Source organism: Paenibacillus glufosinatiresistens (assembly GCF_031470375.1).
GTDB lineage: Bacteria > Bacillota > Bacilli > Paenibacillales > Paenibacillaceae > Paenibacillus_AQ > Paenibacillus_AQ glufosinatiresistens.
Genome location: NZ_JAVFHT010000004.1, coordinates 90,369 through 110,726, shown reverse-complemented (window position 1 = coordinate 110,726; position 20,358 = coordinate 90,369). Strand labels below are relative to the sequence as shown.

20 protein-coding genes are annotated in these 20,358 nt (G+C 63.7%); 6 read left to right on the top strand and 14 right to left on the bottom strand.

The genetic code is table 11. The features are described from left to right. Nucleotides 1-10: 10 nt before the first annotated feature. From RBI05_RS07045 to RBI05_RS07025, 5 genes are all read right to left on the bottom strand, one after another. Nucleotides 11-754 (bottom strand): hypothetical protein, encoded by a 744-nt coding sequence (locus tag RBI05_RS07045; protein ID WP_310550562.1) that lies wholly within the window; start codon nucleotides 752-754, stop codon nucleotides 11-13. Next, the gene (locus tag RBI05_RS07040) at nucleotides 747-1,205 is read right to left on the bottom strand and encodes a hypothetical protein (RefSeq protein ID WP_310550561.1); all 459 of its coding nucleotides are present in this window, start codon (nucleotides 1,203-1,205) and stop codon (nucleotides 747-749) included. Before RBI05_RS07040 ends, RBI05_RS07045 begins: the two co-directional genes overlap by 8 nt. Continuing rightward, nucleotides 1,202-4,918, bottom strand: a complete 3,717-nt coding sequence (locus RBI05_RS07035) for an ATPase, T2SS/T4P/T4SS family (protein ID WP_310550560.1) — start codon at nucleotides 4,916-4,918, stop codon at nucleotides 1,202-1,204. The genes RBI05_RS07040 and RBI05_RS07035 overlap by 4 nt, the downstream gene beginning before the upstream one ends. Nucleotides 4,919-5,015: 97 nt before the next feature. After that, nucleotides 5,016-5,582, bottom strand: coding sequence for a DUF4269 domain-containing protein (locus RBI05_RS07030; RefSeq protein ID WP_310550559.1), 567 nt, complete (start codon nucleotides 5,580-5,582; stop codon nucleotides 5,016-5,018). A 2-nt stretch (nucleotides 5,583-5,584) separates the two neighbouring features. After that, entirely contained in the window at nucleotides 5,585-5,716 is a 132-nt protein-coding gene (locus RBI05_RS07025; protein WP_310550558.1) for a hypothetical protein, read from the bottom strand. Between the two features lie 2 nt (nucleotides 5,717-5,718). Between RBI05_RS07025 and RBI05_RS07020 the strand changes: the two genes are divergently transcribed. Both RBI05_RS07020 and RBI05_RS07015 read left to right on the top strand, forming a co-directional pair. Continuing rightward, nucleotides 5,719-6,621, top strand: coding sequence for an SDR family oxidoreductase (locus tag RBI05_RS07020; protein WP_310550557.1), 903 nt, complete (start codon nucleotides 5,719-5,721; stop codon nucleotides 6,619-6,621). A 47-nt stretch (nucleotides 6,622-6,668) separates the two neighbouring features. Further along, on the top strand, nucleotides 6,669-7,145 hold the full coding sequence (locus tag RBI05_RS07015; protein WP_310550556.1) for a hypothetical protein: 477 nt from the start codon (nucleotides 6,669-6,671) through the stop codon (nucleotides 7,143-7,145). Nucleotides 7,146-7,308: 163 nt separating this feature from the next. Here RBI05_RS07015 and RBI05_RS07010 read toward each other — a convergent pair whose 3' ends face one another. The 4 genes from RBI05_RS07010 to RBI05_RS06995 all read right to left on the bottom strand — a co-directional run bounded on the left by RBI05_RS07010 (nucleotide 7,309) and on the right by RBI05_RS06995 (nucleotide 11,365). Further along, a complete protein-coding gene (locus RBI05_RS07010) occupies nucleotides 7,309-8,169 on the bottom strand; it encodes a manganese catalase family protein (RefSeq protein WP_310550555.1) in 861 nt (286 codons plus the stop codon). Nucleotides 8,170-8,285: 116 nt separating this feature from the next. Beyond that, nucleotides 8,286-9,992: an NAD(P)H-hydrate dehydratase gene (locus tag RBI05_RS07005; protein WP_310550554.1), complete on the bottom strand. Its 1,707-nt coding sequence runs from the start codon at nucleotides 9,990-9,992 to the stop codon at nucleotides 8,286-8,288. Nucleotides 9,993-10,029: 37 nt separating this feature from the next. Next, complete coding sequence (locus RBI05_RS07000) at nucleotides 10,030-10,662, bottom strand: NAD(P)-dependent oxidoreductase (protein WP_150458914.1); 633 nt, start codon at nucleotides 10,660-10,662, stop codon at nucleotides 10,030-10,032. Nucleotides 10,663-10,666: 4 nt separating this feature from the next. Continuing rightward, entirely contained in the window at nucleotides 10,667-11,365 is a 699-nt protein-coding gene (locus tag RBI05_RS06995; protein WP_223879899.1) for a DUF421 domain-containing protein, read from the bottom strand. A 208-nt stretch (nucleotides 11,366-11,573) separates the two neighbouring features. Between RBI05_RS06995 and RBI05_RS06990 the strand changes: the two genes are divergently transcribed. Beyond that, complete coding sequence (locus RBI05_RS06990) at nucleotides 11,574-11,867, top strand: hypothetical protein (protein ID WP_223879898.1); 294 nt, start codon at nucleotides 11,574-11,576, stop codon at nucleotides 11,865-11,867. A 94-nt stretch (nucleotides 11,868-11,961) separates the two neighbouring features. On the opposite strand, the gene RBI05_RS06985 is transcribed toward RBI05_RS06990, so the two are convergent. From RBI05_RS06985 to RBI05_RS06970, 4 genes are read right to left on the bottom strand one after another with little or no spacing between them, the layout of a single operon-like run. After that, complete coding sequence (locus RBI05_RS06985) at nucleotides 11,962-12,189, bottom strand: YezD family protein (protein WP_150458912.1); 228 nt, start codon at nucleotides 12,187-12,189, stop codon at nucleotides 11,962-11,964. A 14-nt stretch (nucleotides 12,190-12,203) separates the two neighbouring features. After that, complete coding sequence (gene cysW, locus RBI05_RS06980; RefSeq protein WP_150458911.1) at nucleotides 12,204-13,079, bottom strand: sulfate ABC transporter permease subunit CysW; 876 nt, start codon at nucleotides 13,077-13,079, stop codon at nucleotides 12,204-12,206. A gap of 43 nt (nucleotides 13,080-13,122) precedes the next feature. Continuing rightward, nucleotides 13,123-13,968, bottom strand: a complete 846-nt coding sequence (cysT, locus tag RBI05_RS06975; RefSeq protein WP_310550553.1) for a sulfate ABC transporter permease subunit CysT — start codon at nucleotides 13,966-13,968, stop codon at nucleotides 13,123-13,125. A gap of 58 nt (nucleotides 13,969-14,026) precedes the next feature. Then, complete coding sequence (locus RBI05_RS06970) at nucleotides 14,027-15,109, bottom strand: sulfate ABC transporter substrate-binding protein (protein ID WP_150458909.1); 1,083 nt, start codon at nucleotides 15,107-15,109, stop codon at nucleotides 14,027-14,029. 340 nt (nucleotides 15,110-15,449) lie between these two features. On the opposite strand from RBI05_RS06970, the gene RBI05_RS06965 reads away from it, so the two are divergent. Further along, nucleotides 15,450-17,861: an alpha/beta hydrolase family protein gene (locus tag RBI05_RS06965; protein WP_310550552.1), complete on the top strand. Its 2,412-nt coding sequence runs from the start codon at nucleotides 15,450-15,452 to the stop codon at nucleotides 17,859-17,861. Between the two features lie 122 nt (nucleotides 17,862-17,983). On the opposite strand, the gene RBI05_RS06960 is transcribed toward RBI05_RS06965, so the two are convergent. Further along, on the bottom strand, nucleotides 17,984-19,063 hold the full coding sequence (locus RBI05_RS06960; protein ID WP_310550551.1) for a lactonase family protein: 1,080 nt from the start codon (nucleotides 19,061-19,063) through the stop codon (nucleotides 17,984-17,986). Nucleotides 19,064-19,367: 304 nt separating this feature from the next. Here RBI05_RS06960 and RBI05_RS06955 point away from each other — a divergent pair, with 304 nt between their 5' ends. Both RBI05_RS06955 and RBI05_RS06950 read left to right on the top strand, forming a co-directional pair. Next, nucleotides 19,368-19,625, top strand: a complete 258-nt coding sequence (locus tag RBI05_RS06955; protein ID WP_150458906.1) for a GlsB/YeaQ/YmgE family stress response membrane protein — start codon at nucleotides 19,368-19,370, stop codon at nucleotides 19,623-19,625. Between the two features lie 154 nt (nucleotides 19,626-19,779). Then, a complete protein-coding gene (locus tag RBI05_RS06950; RefSeq protein ID WP_150458905.1) occupies nucleotides 19,780-20,280 on the top strand; it encodes a CcdC family protein in 501 nt (166 codons plus the stop codon). Nucleotides 20,281-20,358 lie beyond the last annotated feature (78 nt).

The following is a 20,358-nucleotide window of genomic DNA, read 5'->3' as shown; positions in this document are numbered from 1 at the left end:
GAGCGCGGCCTCATTGGCCTGTCAGCGTATACGTATTGGCGGAGCCTACGGGCGCCGCGTTGAAATAAGCGCTGCCGGAGACGGCCCCCGGTATTTTGATGCCGTAGGTGATGCCTCCTCCGCCGTCCTTGACGCCGACAACCTCGATCCGGCAGGGAACCGGCACGTCCACCGCTACCGGCTTATGGAAGATGCCGACATTCTCGGATACCGCCGTTCCGTTGACTTTGATCGTCACGACATCCCCGTCCTCCGCGGCAAAGTCCCAGACCAGCACCCGCGCCGACGTGATCCCCGCCTTCATCTTCAGGTCAAAATCGCGGGGCGCGAGTCCCGCCGAGCTGTCGGCCGATGCAAGCTGGACGCCGGCAGACAGCCCTCTGCCTATTCCGTTCGACCGCACATCTTCCATTCCGGCGGTAGAACCGTCCGTTACCAGGTACACGGCCAGCATTAGAAGAGCGGTCATGCCGGCCCAGAACGCAGGGCGGTTCTTCTTCCGGCTCCTCCCACTTCCCCCTGCCGCTTCCCTGCCGGACGGTTCTCTGTCGGACGGTTCTCTGTCAGAGGATTCTCTGTCGAACGTTTCTCTTGCAGAGGATTCTCTATAGGACGGCCGTCTCTGCAACGATTCCCTTACCGGACCTTCTCCCCTCCCGGGACCGCCTGTTCTTCCGCCGCTGCCCCCAGACGTTGCAGCCCTTCCGCGCTCCGCCGGGTTCGGGTGTTCTCTGCCTTGTTCCCGATCAGTCACGGCCTTCTCCTCCTCTGCCGGATGCCGCCTGCGGCATCACCGGATTCTTCCAGAACAGCAGCGACATGAGCAGACGCACGGTGACGAATGCCCCGGCGGCGAGTCCGGCCGCCAGGCTCTTGGAATACGAGCCGTCGTCGGCCCAGCCGTTCAGCAGCGCAATCGCCAGGCTAAGCCCGACGCTGGTATAGAACGCCATCTGCATGGCCGGGAGCAGAACCGGAATGCGCCGGTACAGCCGCCCGAGGAACGGATTCCGCAGGGCCAGGAACAGCCAGAGTCCAATGAATGCCAGAAGGACGGCATAGAAATTGTCTGTAGGCACCTCGTAGTTCCAGATCCGCTTCACATCGCCGTAGATCATGAATGGCATAATAAATGCAATCAGCATCAACACCCACATTATGGGATGGTAGAGGATGGCAAAGAGCCATTTCAGCACCCATTTCATCCCGAAATCCCCCTCTCCTGACCGGGTATGTCTTCCGGCAGCAGCGTCGACAGCTCTTCCGCCGTTGCATCCGTCTTCCGGCTGACCCGCAGCGCGTGCGCGCGGAGAGCCTGCTCCGCCAGATTGCGGACAAGCCGGCCGTTGCCGGACTCGCGTTCACTCCCGGAAGCGTTGAATCGGTCAAGCAGCCGGAGTTCGGTCTCCGCCGTCATCGCATATCCTTGCGCAGCCAGCTGCCCGCGGGCAATCAGCAGCATCTCCTCCGCGCTGTAATCCGGGAAGGTTATCACATTGGGGAACCGGGAGCGCAGACCTGCGTTCCGGTTCATGAACCGTTCCATATCGGCTTCGTATCCGGCCAGAATGACGATCAGCTTGTCCCGGTAGTCGTCCATCGCCTTGACCAGCGTGTCAATCGCTTCCTGACCGAACGAGTCTCCTTCAGCCAGCGCGTAAGCTTCATCCACGAACAGAACGCCGCCGAGCGCCCGTTCAATGACCTCGCGCGTCTTGAGTGCGGTCTGGCCGACATAGCCGGCGACCAGACCCGACCGGTCCGTCTCGACCAGCGTATCGGCCTGGATCACGCCCAGCTCGCGAAGGCGCCGGGCCAGAATTCGGGCGATGGTCGTTTTGCCCGTGCCGGGATTGCCTTGGAACACCATATGCAGGGTCTGCGCCGCCGCTTGGGGAAGGCCCAGCTCCCGGCGGCGTCTGCCAACTTCAATCTGGGCAGAGAGGCTTCGGACAAAAGCCTTGACCGGCTCAAGCCCGACGACCGCATCCAGCTCGCGGAGCGCGTCTCCCTCTGATGCGCCGGTTCGGGAAGTCTCCTCCCATCCGAAATCGGCCGCATTCAGCTCGTTCAGGCGCTCTCCTTCCAGCTCGGGCTGCTCCGCAAGCCGCCCCGCTTGTCTGCGGATTGCCTCTTCCAGCACATTGCGGACCAGCCGGCCGTTGCCGGCATCCTTTCTTGCGGACATCGGCCCGGAACGGAACAGGTCCTCCAGGCGGCCTTCCATATCCGGGGCCAGCCGGAACCCCCGCTGGCGGACCATCGTCTCGGCAATCTGCCGCATTTCGCCGGCCGTATAATCCGGAAATTCAATGCGCAGCGGGAACCGGGAAGCCATGCCGGGATTGAGGCTGACGAACCGTTCCATATCCTCGGTATAGCCGGCCATAATGACGACCAGGTTGTCCTTGTGCAGCTCGATAAGGCGCACCAGCGTATCGATCGCTTCCCGGCCGAAGCCGCCGCCCTGCACGCCGTCCTGGGCCAGCGCGTACGCCTCGTCGATGAACAGCACGCCGCCGAGCGCCGATTCCACGACGCGTTTGGTCTGAACGGCGGTATGGCCCACATACTCGGCGACCAGATCGGACCGGCCGACTTCCACCAGATGCCCTTTCTTCAATACGCCCAGAGAACGCAGCATGCCTGCGGTGAGTCTTGCTATCGTCGTCTTGCCCGTTCCCGGGTTGCCGGTAAAAATCATATTGAGCGTCTGCTCGCTCCGCACTTCAATGCCCGCTTCCCTGCGTCTGCGGTCGGCAAGCACCTGCTGCTCCAGCGCGCGGATGAAGGATTTCACCGGCGCCAGGCCGACAATGCCGTTCATCTCCTGATCGAGATCGAAGACCGGCTGTTCGCCCAGCCCGAAGTCTGCGGCCGTCAACAGCCCCAGCTCCTCCGGCGCCGCATCCCCCGCCTCGCGGAGACGGACCGCCTGCCGGCGAACCGCCTCTTCCAGCAGATTGCGCGCCAGCCGGCCGTTGCCGCCGTCCTTCCGCCCGGGAATCTGCGCCCGTTCCAACTGCTCCGCCAGACCTTCGCGGGCCTGGTCGTCCAGCCGCAATCCGTTGGCGGCCGCCATGCCCTCCAGAATCCGAAGCAGATCGCCGGGCGCATAATCTGGGAATTCCACCATAAAGGGGAAGCGGGAGCGCAGGCCCGGATTCGAGTCCAGGAAGCCTTCCGTCTCCTGCGTATATCCGGCAATAATAACGACCAGCCGGTCCCGGCGGTCTTCCATCGCCTTAACCAGCGTGTCGATTGCTTCAAGACCGAAGGTGTCATGGTCATGCCGCGCCAGCGTATAGGCTTCGTCGATGAACAGCACGCCGCCTGTCGCCTCTTCTACCTTCGCCATGGTCTTCGGAGCGGTGGACCCGACATAGGAGCCGACCAGATCCTGCCGGGCCGCCTCTACCAGCTGCCCGCGTTCGAGCAGTCCCATCGCCTTCAGGATGCGGCCGACCAGCCGGGCGACGGTCGTCTTGCCGGTGCCGGGATTGCCGGTGAATACCATATGAAGCGCCATCGGAACCGCGCCCGCCCCCTCCGCTGCCCTTCTCCGGTTCAGGGCGGCCGTATCCATCAGTTCCCGGATACAGGTCTTGACCGGCTCCAGGCCGATGAGTCCGTTCAGTTCGGCAATCGCCTCCTCCAGCGTCTCTTCAGGCGCGAGCGATACCGGCCGGACCGGATAGGAGCCGGAAGGCGCTTCCACCCGGAACTCCTCCCCGCTGAAGACGAGCCGTACCCGGTCGCCGCGCCGAATCTCCCCGCGGGCCCGCAGCTCCGACAGCGCCGGGAACCATACCCGATCAATCCACTCCTGCACCGCTTCTCCGAAGGTTCGGTCTTCGGCCGCCAGCCGGGCCAGCCGGGCCGGAACCGAGCCGTCCACTTCAACGGCAGTATCCGTATTCCGCGACAGCTTCTCCGCCGCTTGTTCCAGCAGAGCACGCGAAATCTCCTGCATGGAGGCGGGATCATGCGGCTCGGATACAGCGGCGGCGCGCACGGATTGAAGCACGGCCGAAGGCAGACGGCCCGACAGTCCCGCCGGAATCCGCCCCCGTTCGCCCCGTTCCGCTCCGGGATCATCCAGATAGAAGACAATGAACGAGCCTGCTGCGCTGATCCGTACGCCTTCCCGGGTGCGAAGCCGGCCTTCGGCCGCCAGCCGGGCCGCTTGGGCAACCACGGCGGAGTCGGCCTGCCGGAGGCCTCCGAACAGCACGGTGCCTTCCCCCTGGCGGAAGGCGTCTGCCAGATCTTCGATAAAGTTCCCGGAGAGATCCTGCTCCGTGTAATGACTCAAGTCCAGCTCCGCCGCTTCGGCGGCGGGAACCCTTTTATGTACGTGCAGACTGCGGAGCAGCTCATTCAGCGCCGTCCGCTTGCCGGTTCCGGGCGGGCCCGCTACCAGAATGACGCTGCGGGGCTGATCGGGCGATTCGTTCATATATCCCTGCCTGTAGGCGGCAACCAGATCGGCCACGAACGGCCGCTGGCCGACAACCCGCCGGTTCACCGCCGCCTCGGCCTCCTGGAACAGACGGTCCAGGTCCTCCACGGACCAGTCCTCCTGACCGGTCTTCCCTGGCTTGGGAACGGGCGCTGCGGACGCCGGGAATCCGGCCTGACCGGAGGTCCGGCCGTCGGCCCGGACCGGCTGCGGTGCTCCCTGGGCCGCGGTCTGGGCCGCGGCCTGTCCGGCACCCGCTCCGGCAGCCGGCATTCGCTCCTGTCTCTGCCTCCGCCCGGACATCTGTTCGGGCGCTCCGCTTCGGCCCTCCGGCTCCCCGCCAGCGGCCGGTTCTCTCCGGGCCACCCAGCCGTGCTCCCGGACGGTCTGGACCAATTGAACCTCCGGCAGCAGAAATTTCAGCGCGGAGCCGATCATTTGCCTGGTACGTCCCATTTCTCGACAACCCCTCCTGCATTTCGACAATCCTGTATTTCCCTATATTGTACCATCGGCACTCGGCCTGCGGGGGAAAGAATATCTCCGGAGACAATCATTTGCCGGAACCGGACAGCTCCCGGCCGGCCAGCTCCAGCATCCGGGCGAACGCCGGCTCCGTCTTGTACCCGTCTCGTCTTAGCTTCATCACTTCTTCGCGAAAAGCCTCTCCCCGCAGCTCCAGAACCCGCTGCTCCGCCGCCATGTGGCGGAACCCGTTCTGACAGCGGACCGGCACCGGCTGCCCGAATACCTCAACCGGCCAGCCCCCGGCATCGAACCTCGCCACAAGCCGGGGAATGCCGCGTACTCTGCGGACGGATACGCCGAATCCCGGCAAGCCGCCGAACCGCCGGGTCAGCACTTCCCTAAGCTCCGCCATTTCCCGTTCAGGCACTTCGCACAGAATATCCAGGTCGCTACCCGGAAGCTGAAGGCCAATTGGGACCGTTCCTGCCAGAAGCGGGTCCCATTGGTCCAGAACCCCCCACAATCCGCAATCTTCGAGGGCATTCCAGGCGCTGCGCTGCTGCGCCGAAGCTCCCGGCAGCCACCACGGCTCCTTCCAGCGCTCCAGCTCCGACCGGTCGTTCCCGCCCTGTCTGCCATCCGTTGTATCCATATCTACACCCCCGCTTCCTGCCGGTCAATCCTCTCCAGTATAGCAGTCCCGCAGGCATCGGCAGGCACCTTTTTCTGGGCGGGCGCATAGGCATAGATCAGAGAACCCGAGCGATGAACCCAAGGAGGTTGCACCTTTGTCTATCCCTGTCTACCCGTATTACGGTTATGAGACCGTCTGCCAAGAGCAGCCCATTCCCTTCCCGCCCCAGCATCAGCCCCGGCAGCCCGGTCTGGAGAGCCTGATGAACCCCAGGCCGATCAGCGAGGACCCGCAGTGGTGCGGCTGCGGGCGGCTGAAGGACAAGACCGCCCTGATTACCGGCGGCGACAGCGGCATCGGCCGCGCAGTCGCGATCGCTTTTGCCAAGGAAGGGGCTGACGTCGCCATTGCTTACCTCGATGAACGGGAAGATGCCGCCGAGACCGCACGCCGCGTGCAGAGTCTCGGGCGGCGCTGCCTGCTGATTGAAGGCGACCTGCGCCCCAAGAGCCACTGCTTCGCCGCCGTCGATCATACGCTGCGGACCTTCGGGAAGCTGGATATTCTGGTGAACAACCACGCCGTCCAGTATCCGCAGCCCAGTCTGCTCGATATTTCCGAGGAACAGCTTCTTCAGACCTTTGCCACCAATCTGTTCCCGTTCTTCTATCTCTCCCAGGCTGCGCTTCCCTGTCTCAAAAACGGGGGGACCATCATCAATACCGCCTCCATCACCGCTTACCAGGGCAACAAGCAGCTGATCGACTACTCTTCGACCAAAGGCGCCATCGTCTCCTTCACCCGATCGCTCGCCCTCTCGGTGGTCGATCAGGGTATCCGGGTCAACAGCGTCGCCCCGGGTCCGGTCTGGACCCCGCTGATTCCGGCCAGCTTCAGCGCCGAAGAGGTCAGCCGGTTCGGGCTGGAATCCCCGATGAAGCGGGCCGCCCAGCCCTTTGAGCTGGCGGGCGCCTACGTCTACCTCGCAAGTCCGGAATCGAGTTATGTCACCGGAAGCTGTATCCATGTGAACGGCGGCGAGATGGTCACCGTCTGACGGGCAGCCGCCCGGCCGCCTCCAGGCAAGCGAAAGGAGCCGCACCCATGAACCCGAATGATCCCCGGCACAGGCCGGACCCCGACTCCCCGGCCTATATCCGCCTCAACGCCGGTATGTATGCTCTATCCAAGCTGGCCGGAGCAGGATTCGCCTTTCTTGTTCTCAGCCTGCTGACCCTGCCCCTCTGGGGAACGGTCCCCGATCCCGGCTGGCTTGCTGATCCGGCCCGCGGCGTTTATGCGTATGCGCTTCCCTTCTCCATTGCGGGGGACGCGCTGCTTGCGCTACTCCCCCGTCGCGACCGGACGTCGGGAACGGAGGCCGCCGTCCATGCAGCCGCCGGGATTCTGGCCGGCGTCTGGCTCGCCTCCGACCAAGGGGCGAACTTCAGCGGAAGCGCACTCGCGGGCATCGCGGTTCTGCTCACTCTTCAGCTCGGCCGGCGGGCCGGAGAGCGGGTTCCGTTCTTTCTTCCCGTCTTTGCCCTGTTCCTTCCGCTGCTGGATCTGCTGCTGAGATAGGAACCGGGCTTCTGAATCGGCACCGCGGATGAAGGTTAACCGCTTCCGGCGAACCCTTCCTCATCGCTTACCGTTCCAAGAATGCCGAATACCCCTCCGCCTGCTGGCGGAGGGGTATTCGGCTTCGGGCAGCAGCCCGCTTCTGCCCAAGGAGCAGCCGGGATTACTTATCGAGCGGTTCGACTCCCGGATTCACTACGTAAGGTCCGGTACCCGGCACCGAGTGCTGGTGATCGGCCGGTACGCTTAAAACCGGCGCTTCGCCCATCGGCTGCGGCTTCGCCACATACTCGAAATTGCCGGTGCCGTCTGGCAGCGGGCCGCTCGCCCAAGCGCCTTCGGCGCTCTCTTCGCCCTCGGAGAAATTCAGGAACTGGCGGGTCGCCGGTTCCACCGTCCGTTCGCGCGGGAACGACGCCGGTACGATTACGCCGTCCATCTGCTCAATCTCGGCAATAGCCGCCATCCATTGATTCTGGTGCATGATATCGCGGGAGATCATGAACGAGAGCATATCGCGAATGCCCGGGTCGGTGGTCTGCTCATACAGCCGGACCACTTGGAGCAGGCCCTGCGACTCTGCGTTCAGGTTGGCGCGGAAGTCCGCCAGCAGATGGCCGCTGGAAATAATATATTTACTGTTCCACGGATAGCCGTTGCTGTCCGTCGGAGCAGCGCCGAGACCCGATACAATCGCATGCTGCGGGTTCATGCCCCCCATGACGGCTGCGAGCAGCGGGTCCTTCGCCGCTTCATCGACCTGATCGGCCGGAGCGCCGTCCAGAAGCTGCGAGATCATCGTGCACAGCATTTCGACATGGCCGATCTCCTCCGTACCGATATCGAGCAGCATATCGCGGTATTTCTTCTCTGCCCGACAGTTGAAGCCCTGGAACAAATATTGCATCATGACTGACATTTCACCGAATTGGCCGCCCAAGACTTCTTGCAGCTTGCGGGCATAGACCGGATCCGGTTTCGCTGGTTTGGCGCGGTATTGAAGCTCCTTGACGTGAAAGAACATGTTGTTTCCTCCTCTTCGGTATATGGAATAATGACAGACTCAACATAGGTGTTTTACCCGAGGAGGAGAAATTCAATCAAGCGCCGTCCAGAAACTTGCTCCTGACCGTTCCCCTGTCAGAGCGCCTCGATAAGGTCGGAAGCCACGATGGAAGACGGATCATGCCGTCTCCCGGCAGCCCGTTCTCCGGCCTGTCCGTGGAGGTAGACGGCGAAGGCCGCCGCCTGAATGCCGTCCAGGCCCTGTGCCAGCAGACCGGCGATCATGCCGGTCAATACGTCGCCCGCACCGCCCGTAGCCATGCCCGGGTGGCCGGTCGTATTCACGAAGGCGCGGCCGTCGGGGGAGGCGATGACCGTGTGCGCCCCCTTCAGCACCAGCGTCACGCCGTGCTCTGCGGCATAACGGATCGCAAGGCCGATCCGGTCGCGCTGGACCTCGGCCGTACGGATGCCGGCCAGCCGGGCCATCTCGCCGGGATGCGGCGTGAGAACGACCGGGCGGGTCCGCCGCCAGCCGGCATAGGAGACCTCCGCGAGCACGTTCAGGGCATCCGCGTCCACGACGAGCGGCACATCGGCTTCTTCCCACAGGCGGCGCAGCCACTGCGCCCCGCCCGGGAACCGGCCGATGCCCGGACCGACGGCCAGCACGTCTCGCGTACCTGCCAGCTCCAGCAGCCGGTCCGCCGACTCCGCCGTCCATTCGCCTGCATCGCTGCCTCCGGCATCGGCCAGCATAAGCTCGGGTGCGGCCAGAACGGCGGAGGGCAGGACACGGCCGGGCAGGGCCCAGGTGACCAGCCCGCAGCCTGCCCGAAGCGCGGCCCGCGCGCACAGCAGCCCGGCTCCGCTCATGGGCAGCGATCCTGCCGCAACCAGCACATGGCCGTAGGTTCCCTTATGGCCGTCTGCCGCCCGGTGGCGTCCGGGATCTACGCCAAGCCGCCGCTCCAGCACGGCGGGCGCCAGCCAATGCACGGACAGGCCCTGCTTCAGCGCCAGATCAGCCGGAATGCCGATAGAGCGGAGCACGACGCGGCCCGCAGCGCCCGAACCCGGATACTGGAGAAGCCCGCGCTTCAGAAAGGCCAGGCACACCGTGACCTCCGCCTGTATGCAGGGATCATGCGTCTCCCCCGTATCCGCATTCAAGCCGCTCGGAATATCGGCGGCCACAATCGGCAGTCCGCTGGCGTTCGCCGCAGCGATCAGCTCGGCGAAGAGGCCGCGCGGCGCACCGCTTGAGCTGGTACCGAGCAGCGCATCCACAAGGCCGGCGCAGCCCGTGAAGTCATAGCCGCCGCCCCGGTAGACGGCGGCGGGCACCCCCAGCGCAGCGGCGATATCCCGCTGCACGGCGGCCTCGCCCATCAGAGATTCCGGCGGCGCCGCATAGAGAAGCGAGACGGAGAAGCCCGCCTCGCGCAGATGCCGGGCGGCGACCAGTCCGTCGCCGCCGTTATTGCCTTTGCCGACCAGCACGATCCAGTGCTCCGCACCGGGCTGAACCGGCCCGGGCGCCGCCTCTGTCCGGAGGGTCAAGCCTCCGGAACGCGCCCCGCCCTTGGCAGCGCGGTCTGCATCCGTCCTGCCCTGCGCATCGCTTCCTTCCGCGAAGCATCCTGACGGCCTCTCTCCCGGGCTTACTGCCAAGCCTCCCTCCGGGTTCCTTCCCTGCCCGCACCGGCGGGACAGCGCCGCAATCTCCTCTGCTATCGCCCGTCCGGCATTCTCCATCAGGACGATGGCCGGGATACCGAGCTCCTCGGTAGCGGCGCGGTCCAGCTCCCGCATTTCCGCTGCGGTCACAATCGGATACATCTTGTCCACTCCTCTCCGGGCCGAACCGGCTCTTTCGCTAGTAGCCTACCGTGAACCGGGCGCGGATAAAATGCCCCTCTTCCAGTTCGTCCAGCACGGCAACGGCGAAATCTTCCACGCTGATCTCGCTGCGGCCGTCTTCGTCCGTCACCAGCCGGTCCAGTCCGATCCGGAACTGGCCGGTCCGCCGCCCCGGCGAGATGGACGCAGCCGGGCTGGCATAGGTATAGTCCAGCCCGGAACCGGCATAAATCTCGTAAGCGTCGGCATGGGCGGCCGCCAGCGGACGCACCTCTTCCGGGAAGCCTGCCGTATCCATCAGCCGTTCGCCGCCCTCGGTCAGCAGGCTGCCTGCGCCGCCGACGATCAGCAGCCGGGCAACGCCGGCCCGCTTCAAGCCTTCCACAAGCGAGCGCGCCGCCTCCGGCAGCTCGCTCTCGCTGCCGAACGACGGGCCATAGGCGCTGACCACAGCGTCCTGCCCCCGGGCTGCCGAGGCCACCGAATCCGGGTCCAGCACATTCGCCCGGACCGCCGCGATTCCTTCTCCGTCCGTCTCGATCGTCTCCGGCCGCCGTACCGCCGCCGTCACCTCATGCTTGCGTCTGCGCGCTTCCTCGGCAATCGCCCGTCCGATGACGCCGCCTGCTCCGAATATAGCGATTCTCATTGTCTTATGCGCTCCCTTCCTTAATCCATTGCTCCATCACGAACAATCCGTCCGCCCGGGTCCATTCCACAAAAGCCAAGTCTTCCGGGCGGTTATGCCCTTTCAGGCGAAGCTCGGCCAGCAGCCACGTCAGATCCTTGCCGATCTTTCCAAGGTTGTCTTCGTTGACGTCGCCGTCCTCGACCAGCGAATACGCCAGCTCCGCCTCGGGCGCGTCCACCTTGAGATCGCCCCGGGTCGGCGGCTCCTCCTCCGATTTCTTCAGCACACTGAGCGAGCCGTTCTTCTCGAAGACCGCATACGCCACTTCCGACATCTCAAAAATATCCTTCTGCCGAAGCATCATCCGAAGCTGGCCGAAATCCAGCCGGTTGCGCTTCATCTGCTCCATGTCGATTTTGCCGTCGCAAATGACAATGGAAGCTTCTCCTTCCATCGGGCTGCGCAGCCGCTTGGCATGCTGGGTGACCTTCTCGAAGAGATACGAGAGCAGCGCCCACAGCCCCAGCGCAAAGATCAGCATACCGTAATGGGCATCCTTCTGGTAGACCGTGTTGCCGACCAGCTCGCTGAGCATCAGCGACGAGACAAAATCGAAGGGGGTAAGCTGCGAGATTTCCTTTTTGCCCAGCAGCCTTGTCATCACCCACAGGCCCACGAATCCGGTAACCAGCTTGACCGCAATCATTCCATAATCCTGCACAGACCTCTCCTCCCGGCGGGTGGTATGTACCTCTATGCAGTATTACCCTTAAGTTCTCTTCTTTAAAAAGTCCGGGCTCTTTTGGCTTTCGGGCGCAAGAGATTGGAAACCTTCCTGCTCAGCCAGCGTATGTCTTAATGAAGAAGCAATTCTTATTCATATCCGCACAAGGAAGGCTGTGTTCTCTATGTCCCCTCTGGGAAAATTAATGAAATGGGGTACGTTCGCCTTTGAGGCGTTCCTGGCCCTGCCGTTTATCGGCGGCGCATTCGTAATAGCCAATGCCTGGATTCCGCTCGGCGTCGCTTTACTGCTCCATCTCTTCGCCATCGTCATCCTCTCCCGGGAGGGAGAACGGGTACTCGGCAACGGCATTGGCGTCGTAACGTCCATCGTCGGCTTTATCCCGTTTGTCGGCTGGTTCATGCACGCCGTAACGGCCGTCGTCCTGCTGTTCGAAGGGCTCGCGGGTCCGAGACACCGCCGCCGGAACACCTACTGATCCGTCCTGTTCAACGCAAAAGGGAGAGCGGTCCGCATTGCCGGACCGCTCTCCCTTTCTGGTTCTCCATCTTTGAGGCCCGCCGGGCTCTCACTCAGGGCTGCGCCCGCCCGGCGGAACGCGGTTCGCTCCGGCGGGCGGAATTGCCGGCAGAGGCCGAACGGGCACCGCCGCCGTTCTCGAACCGCTTCCGTTCCGTGCGCTCCATCTGCACGATCTGCCCTTCATGGACCACAATGTGCAGCGAGCCGAACTCCATGTCATCCAGAAGCGCTGCAATCCGTTCCAGCCACACCTCATCCACCTTTAACGGCTTCGCCATAATCCGCCTCCTTCTTAGGGCGCTTCGTGCGCGTTCTTGCGCGTCAGCCAGATCTTCAGCAGCATCGTCGCTACCGCCAGCAGCAGCAGGAGCGACGCGACGGCAAAGGATGCCGAGAATTGGTATTCGTTGTACAGAATCTCCACATGCAGCGGGAGCGTATTCGTCTCGCCCCGGATGTGGCCCGATACGACAGAGACAGCGCCGAACTCGCCCATGGCCCGCGCATTGCAGAGAATGATGCCGTAGAGGAGGCCCCACTTGATGTTCGGAAGCGTGACCCGCCAGAAGATGTGCCAGCCGCGCGCGCCGAGTGTGATCGCCGCTTCCTCCTCCTGCGTTCCCTGGTCTTCCATCAGGGGAATCAGCTCGCGCGCCACGAACGGGAAGGTCACGAACAGCGTGGCCAGAATAATGCCCGGCAGGGCGAAGACAATCTTGATGTCATGTTCGCTCAGCCAGGGGCCGAACCAGCCGTGCGCGCCGAAGACGAGCACGAAGATCAGGCCGCCGATGACCGGCGAGACGGCAAAAGGCAAATCGATCAGGGTAATGAGCAGACCCTTGCCCCGGAATTTGAACTTGGTCACGGCCCAGGCCGCCGCAACGCCGAACAGGGTGTTCAGCGGCACGGTTACAGCTGCCGTCAGCAGGGTCAGCCGCAGCGCCGAGGCGGCATCGGGATCGCGCAGCGCTGCCCAGTAGACGTCCCAGCCCTTCTTCAGTGCTTCCGTCACCACAATGGCGAGCGGGAGCGCAATCAGCCACAGAAGCACCGCCGCCGCAAGGCCGATCAGCAGCCATTTGACGGCCGGCGATTCGTCCGCCGCCCGGGATGCCGCCGGCCGGGTCTGCGCCCGGGCCGCCGGCAGAGGTACCGTTCCTGCCATCTGCCTGTTCCTCCTTCGCGTGTGAAAGTGGGATGCCGCTGCTTCAGCGGGCCGCCTTGCGCATCCAGCGCTGCAGCGAATTGACGACCAGCAGCAGCAGGAATGAGAGGAGCAGGAGCAGCAGGGCGACCGCCGTCGCCCCCGCATAGTCGAACTGCTCCAGCTTGGAGACGATGAGCAGCGGCGCGATTTCGGTCCGCATCGGCATATTGCCGGAGATGAAGACGACGGAGCCGTATTCGCCGATGCCCCTTGCGAACGCAAGCGCGAACCCGGTCAGCAGCGGGGGAAGCAGCCCCGGAAGCACAATCTTCCGGAAGGTCCGCCAGCGCCCGGCGCCCAGCGTCGCCGCGGCTTCCTCGGTATCCCGCTCCATATCCTCCAGCACGGGCTGAACCGTGCGGACGACGAACGGGATACCGATGAACATCAGCGCCAGCGTAATCCCGAGCGGCGTGAACGCAATGCGGATGCCGAGCGGGTCAAACAGCGAGCCGATCCAGCCGTTCCGGGAGTAGAGCGCGGTCAGCGCAACGCCCGCCACGGCTGTCGGAAGCGCGAACGGCAGGTCGATCAGCGCGTCGAATGCTTTTTTGCCCGGAAACTCATAGCGCGCCAGCACCCAGGCCACCAGCAGGCCGAGCACGCTGTCCGCCAGCGCCGCTGCGGCCGACGTCGTCAGGCTGACCCGGTAAGCAGCCAGCACCCGCGGATCGGACGCCACTTCCCACAGCTTGCTCCAGGTCAGCCCCGTCTGATTGAACACCAGCGCCGACAGCGGAATCAGCACAACCAGACTGAGATACAGCACACTGACGCCCATCGTCAGTCCGAAGCCCGGCAGAATTCTGCGCCCCTTCCGGCCCGGAGCCTCTACACCTGCTCCCATTGGTTCATCCATCCTTTCGCTTGCCTTCGGCTCTTAGGCCGATCAGCCCTGCTCCGGCTTACTTGCCCGGAACGTAGATCTCGTCAAACACGCCGCCGTCGTTGAAGTGCTTCTCCTGCGTCTCCTTCCAGGTGCCGAACTTGTCGGCCAGCGTGAACAGCTTGATGTCCGGGAACTGCGATTTGAACTTCTCCTTGACGCTGTCCAGCGTAGGACGGTAGTAGTTCTCGGCGGCGATGGTCTGTCCTTCCTCGCTGTACAAATACTTCAGGTAGGCTTCGGCTACCTCGCGGGTGCCCTTCTTGTCGGCGATCTTGTCAACGACGGCCACCGGCGGCTCGGCCAGGATGCTCTCCGACGGGTTCACGATCTCGAACTTGTCGGGGCCGAGCTCCTTGATGGACAGATAGGCTTCGTTCTCCCAGGCGATCAGCACGTCGCCGATGCCGCGCTCCACGAAGGTCGTCGTTGCGCCGCGGGCGCCGCTGTCGAGCACAGGCACATGGGTATACAGCTCCTTGACGAACGCCTTGGCCTTCGCTTCATCGTTGTTGTTGTGATCCAGCGCGTAGCCCCAGGCCGCCAGATAGTTCCAGCGCGCGCCGCCCGAAGTCTTCGGGTTCGGCGTAATGACCTCGACGCCGTCCTTCAGCAGATCCGGCCAGTCCTTGATTCCTTTGGGGTTGCCCTTGCGGACGAGGAAGACGATGGTGGAGGTGTACGGCGAACTGTTATGATCGAATTTGGTCTGCCAGCCCTCGTTAATCAGTCCGGCCTTCTGCAATGCGTCGATATCGTATCCCAGCGCCAGCGTTACCACATCGGCCTCCAGGCCCTCCTGCACCGACCGGCTCTGCGCGCCCGATCCGCCGTGCGACTGCTTGATCGTGACCTTCTGTCCGGTCTCCTTCTCCCAATAAGCCGAGAAGGCCTTGTTGTAGTTCTCATACAGCTCGCGGGTGGGGTCATAGGAAACGTTCAGCAACTCGACCGGTTTCTTGGAAGCCGGAGGCGACGAGGCCGATTCGGCGCTCGCGCTGTTGCCGTTCTTGGAATTGCCGTTGTCTCCGCATCCCGCAAGACCCGCAGTCAGCAGCAGAGCAAGTCCGGCGGCGGCGCTTTTCTTGAACCAGGTTTTCATTCTTCAACACTCCCCCAAATTGTATCGTTCGGTTGCGTTCATGCTGCCGGATTCCCTGATGCGAAGGAACGGGCGGTTCCGCCGGTCAAACCCTCCGCCCAGGAGGTGTCTGCCGACACGGGAACCATACCCGATTGTACAGGCCGGAATAATTAATTTACAATTCCTACCCGTTTACTATGTTATAACGACATCATAAAGAGTCTATCCGGCTGGTGTCAAACGTTTTTTTGCAAATATCTAGCATCTTGTCAAAGCCCGGCTTCAAGGACTATTATGTCTACATCTTAAAATAGATGCGTGTCCGTTACGGAACGGAATCCGCGAAAGGAAGACCATCATGGGAGTGGGATTGGAATATGCGCCGCAGCCGCGCCGAAGAGGACGGAAATTCAGAGAGGGGATCGGCCGCCGGATACGCGGCACCTTCCGCCGCGATACGCGGCTGTGGCGGAGCGCGCTGTCGGGGCCTTGGCTTCTGCTCTTCGCCGCTTTCGGGGCCGTCATGGCCGGCATTCCGACCGGTCTCGGCAGAGCGGCCGACCTGCTGCTGGCCGCCCTCGCCGCGGCAGCCGTGACGCTGCTGGCCGGGGGCGCAGCGGCGCTGCTGCTCTCGCTTGCGGGCCTTCCGGCCCCGCGCCTGTTCACCGGGGCCATGCTGTCGGCCGCCGTCGCCCTGTGGACGATCCTGCACTTCTCGGAGCTCGCTCCGGAGGCCGCAGCGGCGTTCGCGCTGCCGCTGGCCCTAGGCGGCGGGGCGCTCGGTCTCGCGGCCGCGCTTCTTCTGGCCCGCCGCTACCGGGCGGGCCTGGCGCTGGCCGCCGCGCTGCTCGCCGGCGGGCTGGCCGCTGCCGCCGGCCTCGGCCTGCTGCCGGCGGCGCTGCCCGGGGCGATGACGGCGGACCGGGACGCCGCCGTCATCGCCCCGGGAGCGGGCGAAGCGGCGCCGCCCGCGCTGGCCGCGCCCGATCCCGGCCAGCCGGGCGAATCCGCCTGGCGCAGCTTCTCTTATGCAGCGCCCGGCAAGCGGCGCGGCTATGAGGGCGCCGAGCTTGCGAGCGGCTCGGCGGACGCCGCGGCTTATATCGGCGATTGGCCGCGCCTGCGCCGGTGGTATTGGGGCTTCGACCAGCATGAGCTGCCGCTGAACGGCCGGGTCTGGATGCCTGAAGGGGACGGCCCCGCGCCGCTGGTGCTGATGCTGCACGGCAACCATGCTATGGAGGACCCCTCCGACGCCGGATACGCATACCTCGGCGAGCTGCTGGCCAGCCGGGGCTACATCGCCGTCTCGCTCGACGAGAACTTCCTCAACTACTCGGCCTGGTCGGGCATTCCGGACAACGACTTCAAGGTCCGGGCCTGGCTGATTCTGAAGCATCTGGAGCAGCTGGCATCCTTCTCCGAGACGCCGGGGAACCCGTTCTATGGCCGGATCGATTACAGCCGCACGGCTCTGCTCGGCCACAGCCGGGGCGGACAGGCGGTAGCGATGGCGGCCGACGCCGGCCGCTGGTTCGCCGGCGATCCCGCGCTTGCGTCCGCGAAGCGGTTCCGCATCGGCGCCGTCATCGCCCTTGCGCCGACCGACAAGCCGGTAGACGGGCTACAGGCAAGCCTGGACAACGTCAGCTACCTGACGCTGCAAGGCGCCCGGGATGCGGATGTGAACGACTTCTTCGGCGACCGCCAGTATATCCGCACCTTCAATGCTGCCGGTTCGGGCACCTTCAAAGCTTCGCTCTATATTGAACAGGCCAATCACAGCCGCTTCAATACGGACTGGGGGGCCGTTGACCAAGCGCTGCCGACCGGCCTGTTCCTCAAGCGGAGCGAGATTATGGAAGCCAAGGAACAGCGGACCATCGCCAAGGTCTACGTATCCGCCTTCCTGGAGACGGCTCTGCGGGGAAGCGGCGACTACGTGGAGCTGTTCCGGGATTACCGGACCGGGAGGAACTGGCTCCCCGCCTCCACCGCCTATTTCAACCGATACCAGGGCGAGGGGTTCCGGACGCTCGCCGATTATGAGGAAGACCGCAATCCGGCGACGGCGGCTGCCGGAGCGGTGGAGACGAGCGGGCTAACCGTTGCGGAGGAGCAGGCCCGCGACCGCGAAGGCGGCGAGAAGGGCAGCTACGGAGCCGTCCTTAGCCTTGCAGCGGGCGGGAATCTTGCGGACGGCAGCGGGCAAGACGGCGGCGGGCAAGACGACAGCGAGCAGGACGGCAGCCCGGGAGGACTCTACCGGATTACCCTGGCTGCCGGAGCGGCGGAGCGGCTGGAGCTGGCCCGCGCTTCGCACCTCAGCTTCTCGATGGCGCTGCTTCCCGCTGCGGATGGGGAGCAGGCCGCCGGGACAGCCGCTTCCCCGGAGATCACCGTGGAGCTGACCGATGCGGACGGCGCCGTCGCCCGTCTGCCGCTGGCCGATCTCATGCCGCCCGCTCCGCTGCCGGTAACCGATTTCACCGTGACGCCCTGGCTCGCTTCCAGGCTCGACGACGGCAAGTTCGGCTCTCCGAGCGAAGCCGTCTATCAGACGTACCGTGTCCCCTTAACGCTGCTGAAGGACGCGAACCCGGCCTTCCGTCCCGAAGAGACGGCGTCGGTCGCCTTTCGGATGACCGGCGGCTCCGGCCGTGTGATGCTGGACGATATCGGGTTCGACGGGGATTCCCCGGCGCTCAGACTGGCCGTGGGCGCAGGAGCGGGCGCGGCAGGGACTGCCGCCTCCTCCCCTATCTTCTAATAGCGCGCAGGCTGAAAGCGCGCGGAGAAAGCCGAAGCAGCCCGCACCGTTCATCCGGTGCGGGCTGCTTCGGTATATCGGTCCGGCCAGCGATTCTAAGCATCGCCGGCCTATCGTGCGGGCTATTTCAGGAAGAGCACGCACACCGGCGAAGGCAGCTCAAGCTCGCTGCCGGTCGGGATCAGCCGGCCGTCTTCGGAATTCAGCCGGAAGGACGTTATATTGCCGGACGTCTGGTTGGCGGCCAGCACCCAGCCCTCCGCCACCGCGAAGTTGCGCGGCGTCTTGCCGCCCGTAGACTGCCAGTCGCCTTCCTCCTTCAGTCTGCCGGTCGTTTCGTCCACCGGGAAGCGGACGATGCTGTCATGGCCCCGGTTGGAGACGTACAGATAACGTCCGTCCGGGGACAGATGCACATCGGCGGCGCTGTCGTCGCTCCCGGGAGCGTAAGCCTCCGGCAGCGTGGAGACATGCTGAACCGGCTCCAGCTCGGCATACTGCTCGCGGGCCTCCAGCACCGACACGGTGCAGTTCAGCTCATTCGCGCAGTAGACGGTCCGGCCGTTCGGATGCAGAGCCAGGTGGCGGGGACCGGAGCCCGGCAGCATCCGGACATCGCGCTCCTGACGGAGCTGCCCGTCCTCCAGCCGGTAAATGCGGATCACGTCGAGTCCGAGGTCGCAGACCAGGACCCGCTCCCCGCCCGGCACCGGGGTCACCGAGTGCGGATGCGGCGCATCCTGGCGGTCTTCCCTCACGCCGGCTCCGCTGTGTCTGGCCTGGGAGGTCATCCCGCCCAGCCCGCCTCCGGTTCCAACGGGGAAGACGTTCACATTGCCGCCGCCATAGTTGACGGCATAGAGGTAGTTCCCCGAAGAATCAAGCGCCGCATAGCAGGGAGCGGCGCCTTCCGTCTTCTGCGCGCCGAGCGCCGTAAGGCGCCGTTCCTTCAGGTCCAGGGCGTAAGCGGCCACTTCGCCCTCTTCTTTTTCGCTGGCTGCGTACAGGCGGGTCAGGTCGTCGCTCAGCGCCAGGAAGGACGGATTCTCGATCCCCGCTTCCGAACCCACAATCCGCATCGTTCCTTCCCGCGTATCAAGAGCTCCTATATATATCGTCGGTTGTTCCCCGCTGCCGTAAGTTCCGGCCACAAACAGCACTTCTTCCGGCTCCAGGCCGGACGGTTCCAAGGGTTCTATCATAATAGGCTCCTCCTATGGATGAGGGATGATTGCTGCATCGGCAATTTCACTCTTCTATTACCCCCCCCGGCCGTCCCTGCACCTTCCGGGCCTCCCTCTTCTCCACGGCTTAGAATTTGCACTATTCTACCTGTGTGAATTTCAGAAGGCTCCTGTTCTTCTCTATTAGATGTAGCCTTATCTCCCCTCCCCCGCCGAAGAGGCGAATGGTCTGCCTGCCAATATCCGACACCTGATTTAAACCCGGAGGTTGAGGTTAATAGTTAACATCCAAGACAATAACAAATATGAGGAGATGAGCTAAATGAGTTTCTTGTGGATGCTGATTGTAGGCGGCGTTATCGGCTGGCTGGCCGGACTGATTGTAGGTAGAGACATTCCCGGAGGCGTCATCGGCAACATCATCGCCGGTATTATCGGTTCCTGGCTGGGCGGGTTCCTGGGTGACTTCGGACCTAAGATCAGCGACTTCTATATCTTCCCGTCCCTGATCGGCGCCATCGTGCTGATTGCGATTGTCAGCCTGGTAATGCGTTCGATGGGACGCAGCACACGCTCGTAATTAGAGTTTGCACTTTATAACCTATAAGGTTACCATAACCGCCGGCCTTGGGCCGGTGGTTTTTGGCGTTCCGTCCAGCCGTTTGGGGGAAGAAGCCCCTTTCTGCTATAATGACAACAGCATACGCACTTTAGTTGGAAAGGAAACGTGAGCTATGGGCAGCATTAACCCATCGGTCCTGCACTGGGGAACCACCATCGGCACGCTGTTCATGGCGCTGATGGTTATTTTGATCCGGGTCAAAGCCAGCGAGCGGCCGGTTACGGTCCGCAAAATCCTGATTCCGCCTATGGGCATGGCCACCGGCTTCTTCATGTTCGTCGTGCCCCAGGTCCGCTTTCCGCTCTGGTGGGCGCTTGCCGCATTCGCCGCAGGCTGGCTGATCTTCGCCTATCCGCTGATTGCGACGACGAAATTTCACCGGCGGGACGGCGAAATCTTTGCGACCCGCTCCAAGAGCTTCGCCTTTATTCTTCTCGGTCTGCTGCTGATCCGCACCCTTCTGCACGAATTTATCGACCTCTATGTATCGGTGCCCCAATCCGGCGGCCTCTTCTTCATTCTGGCATTCGGCATGATTCTGCACTGGCGCTGGTTCATGTGGAGACGGTACAAAGCCATTCTCGCAGAGCCCGGCGCTCCCGAACCGGCCTAAAGTCCGCCTGCCTCCTCTCAAGCCGGCTTGTCTGCCGCACCCTGCGCCGCCCGTTCAAGAACGGGCGTTTTTGGCTTG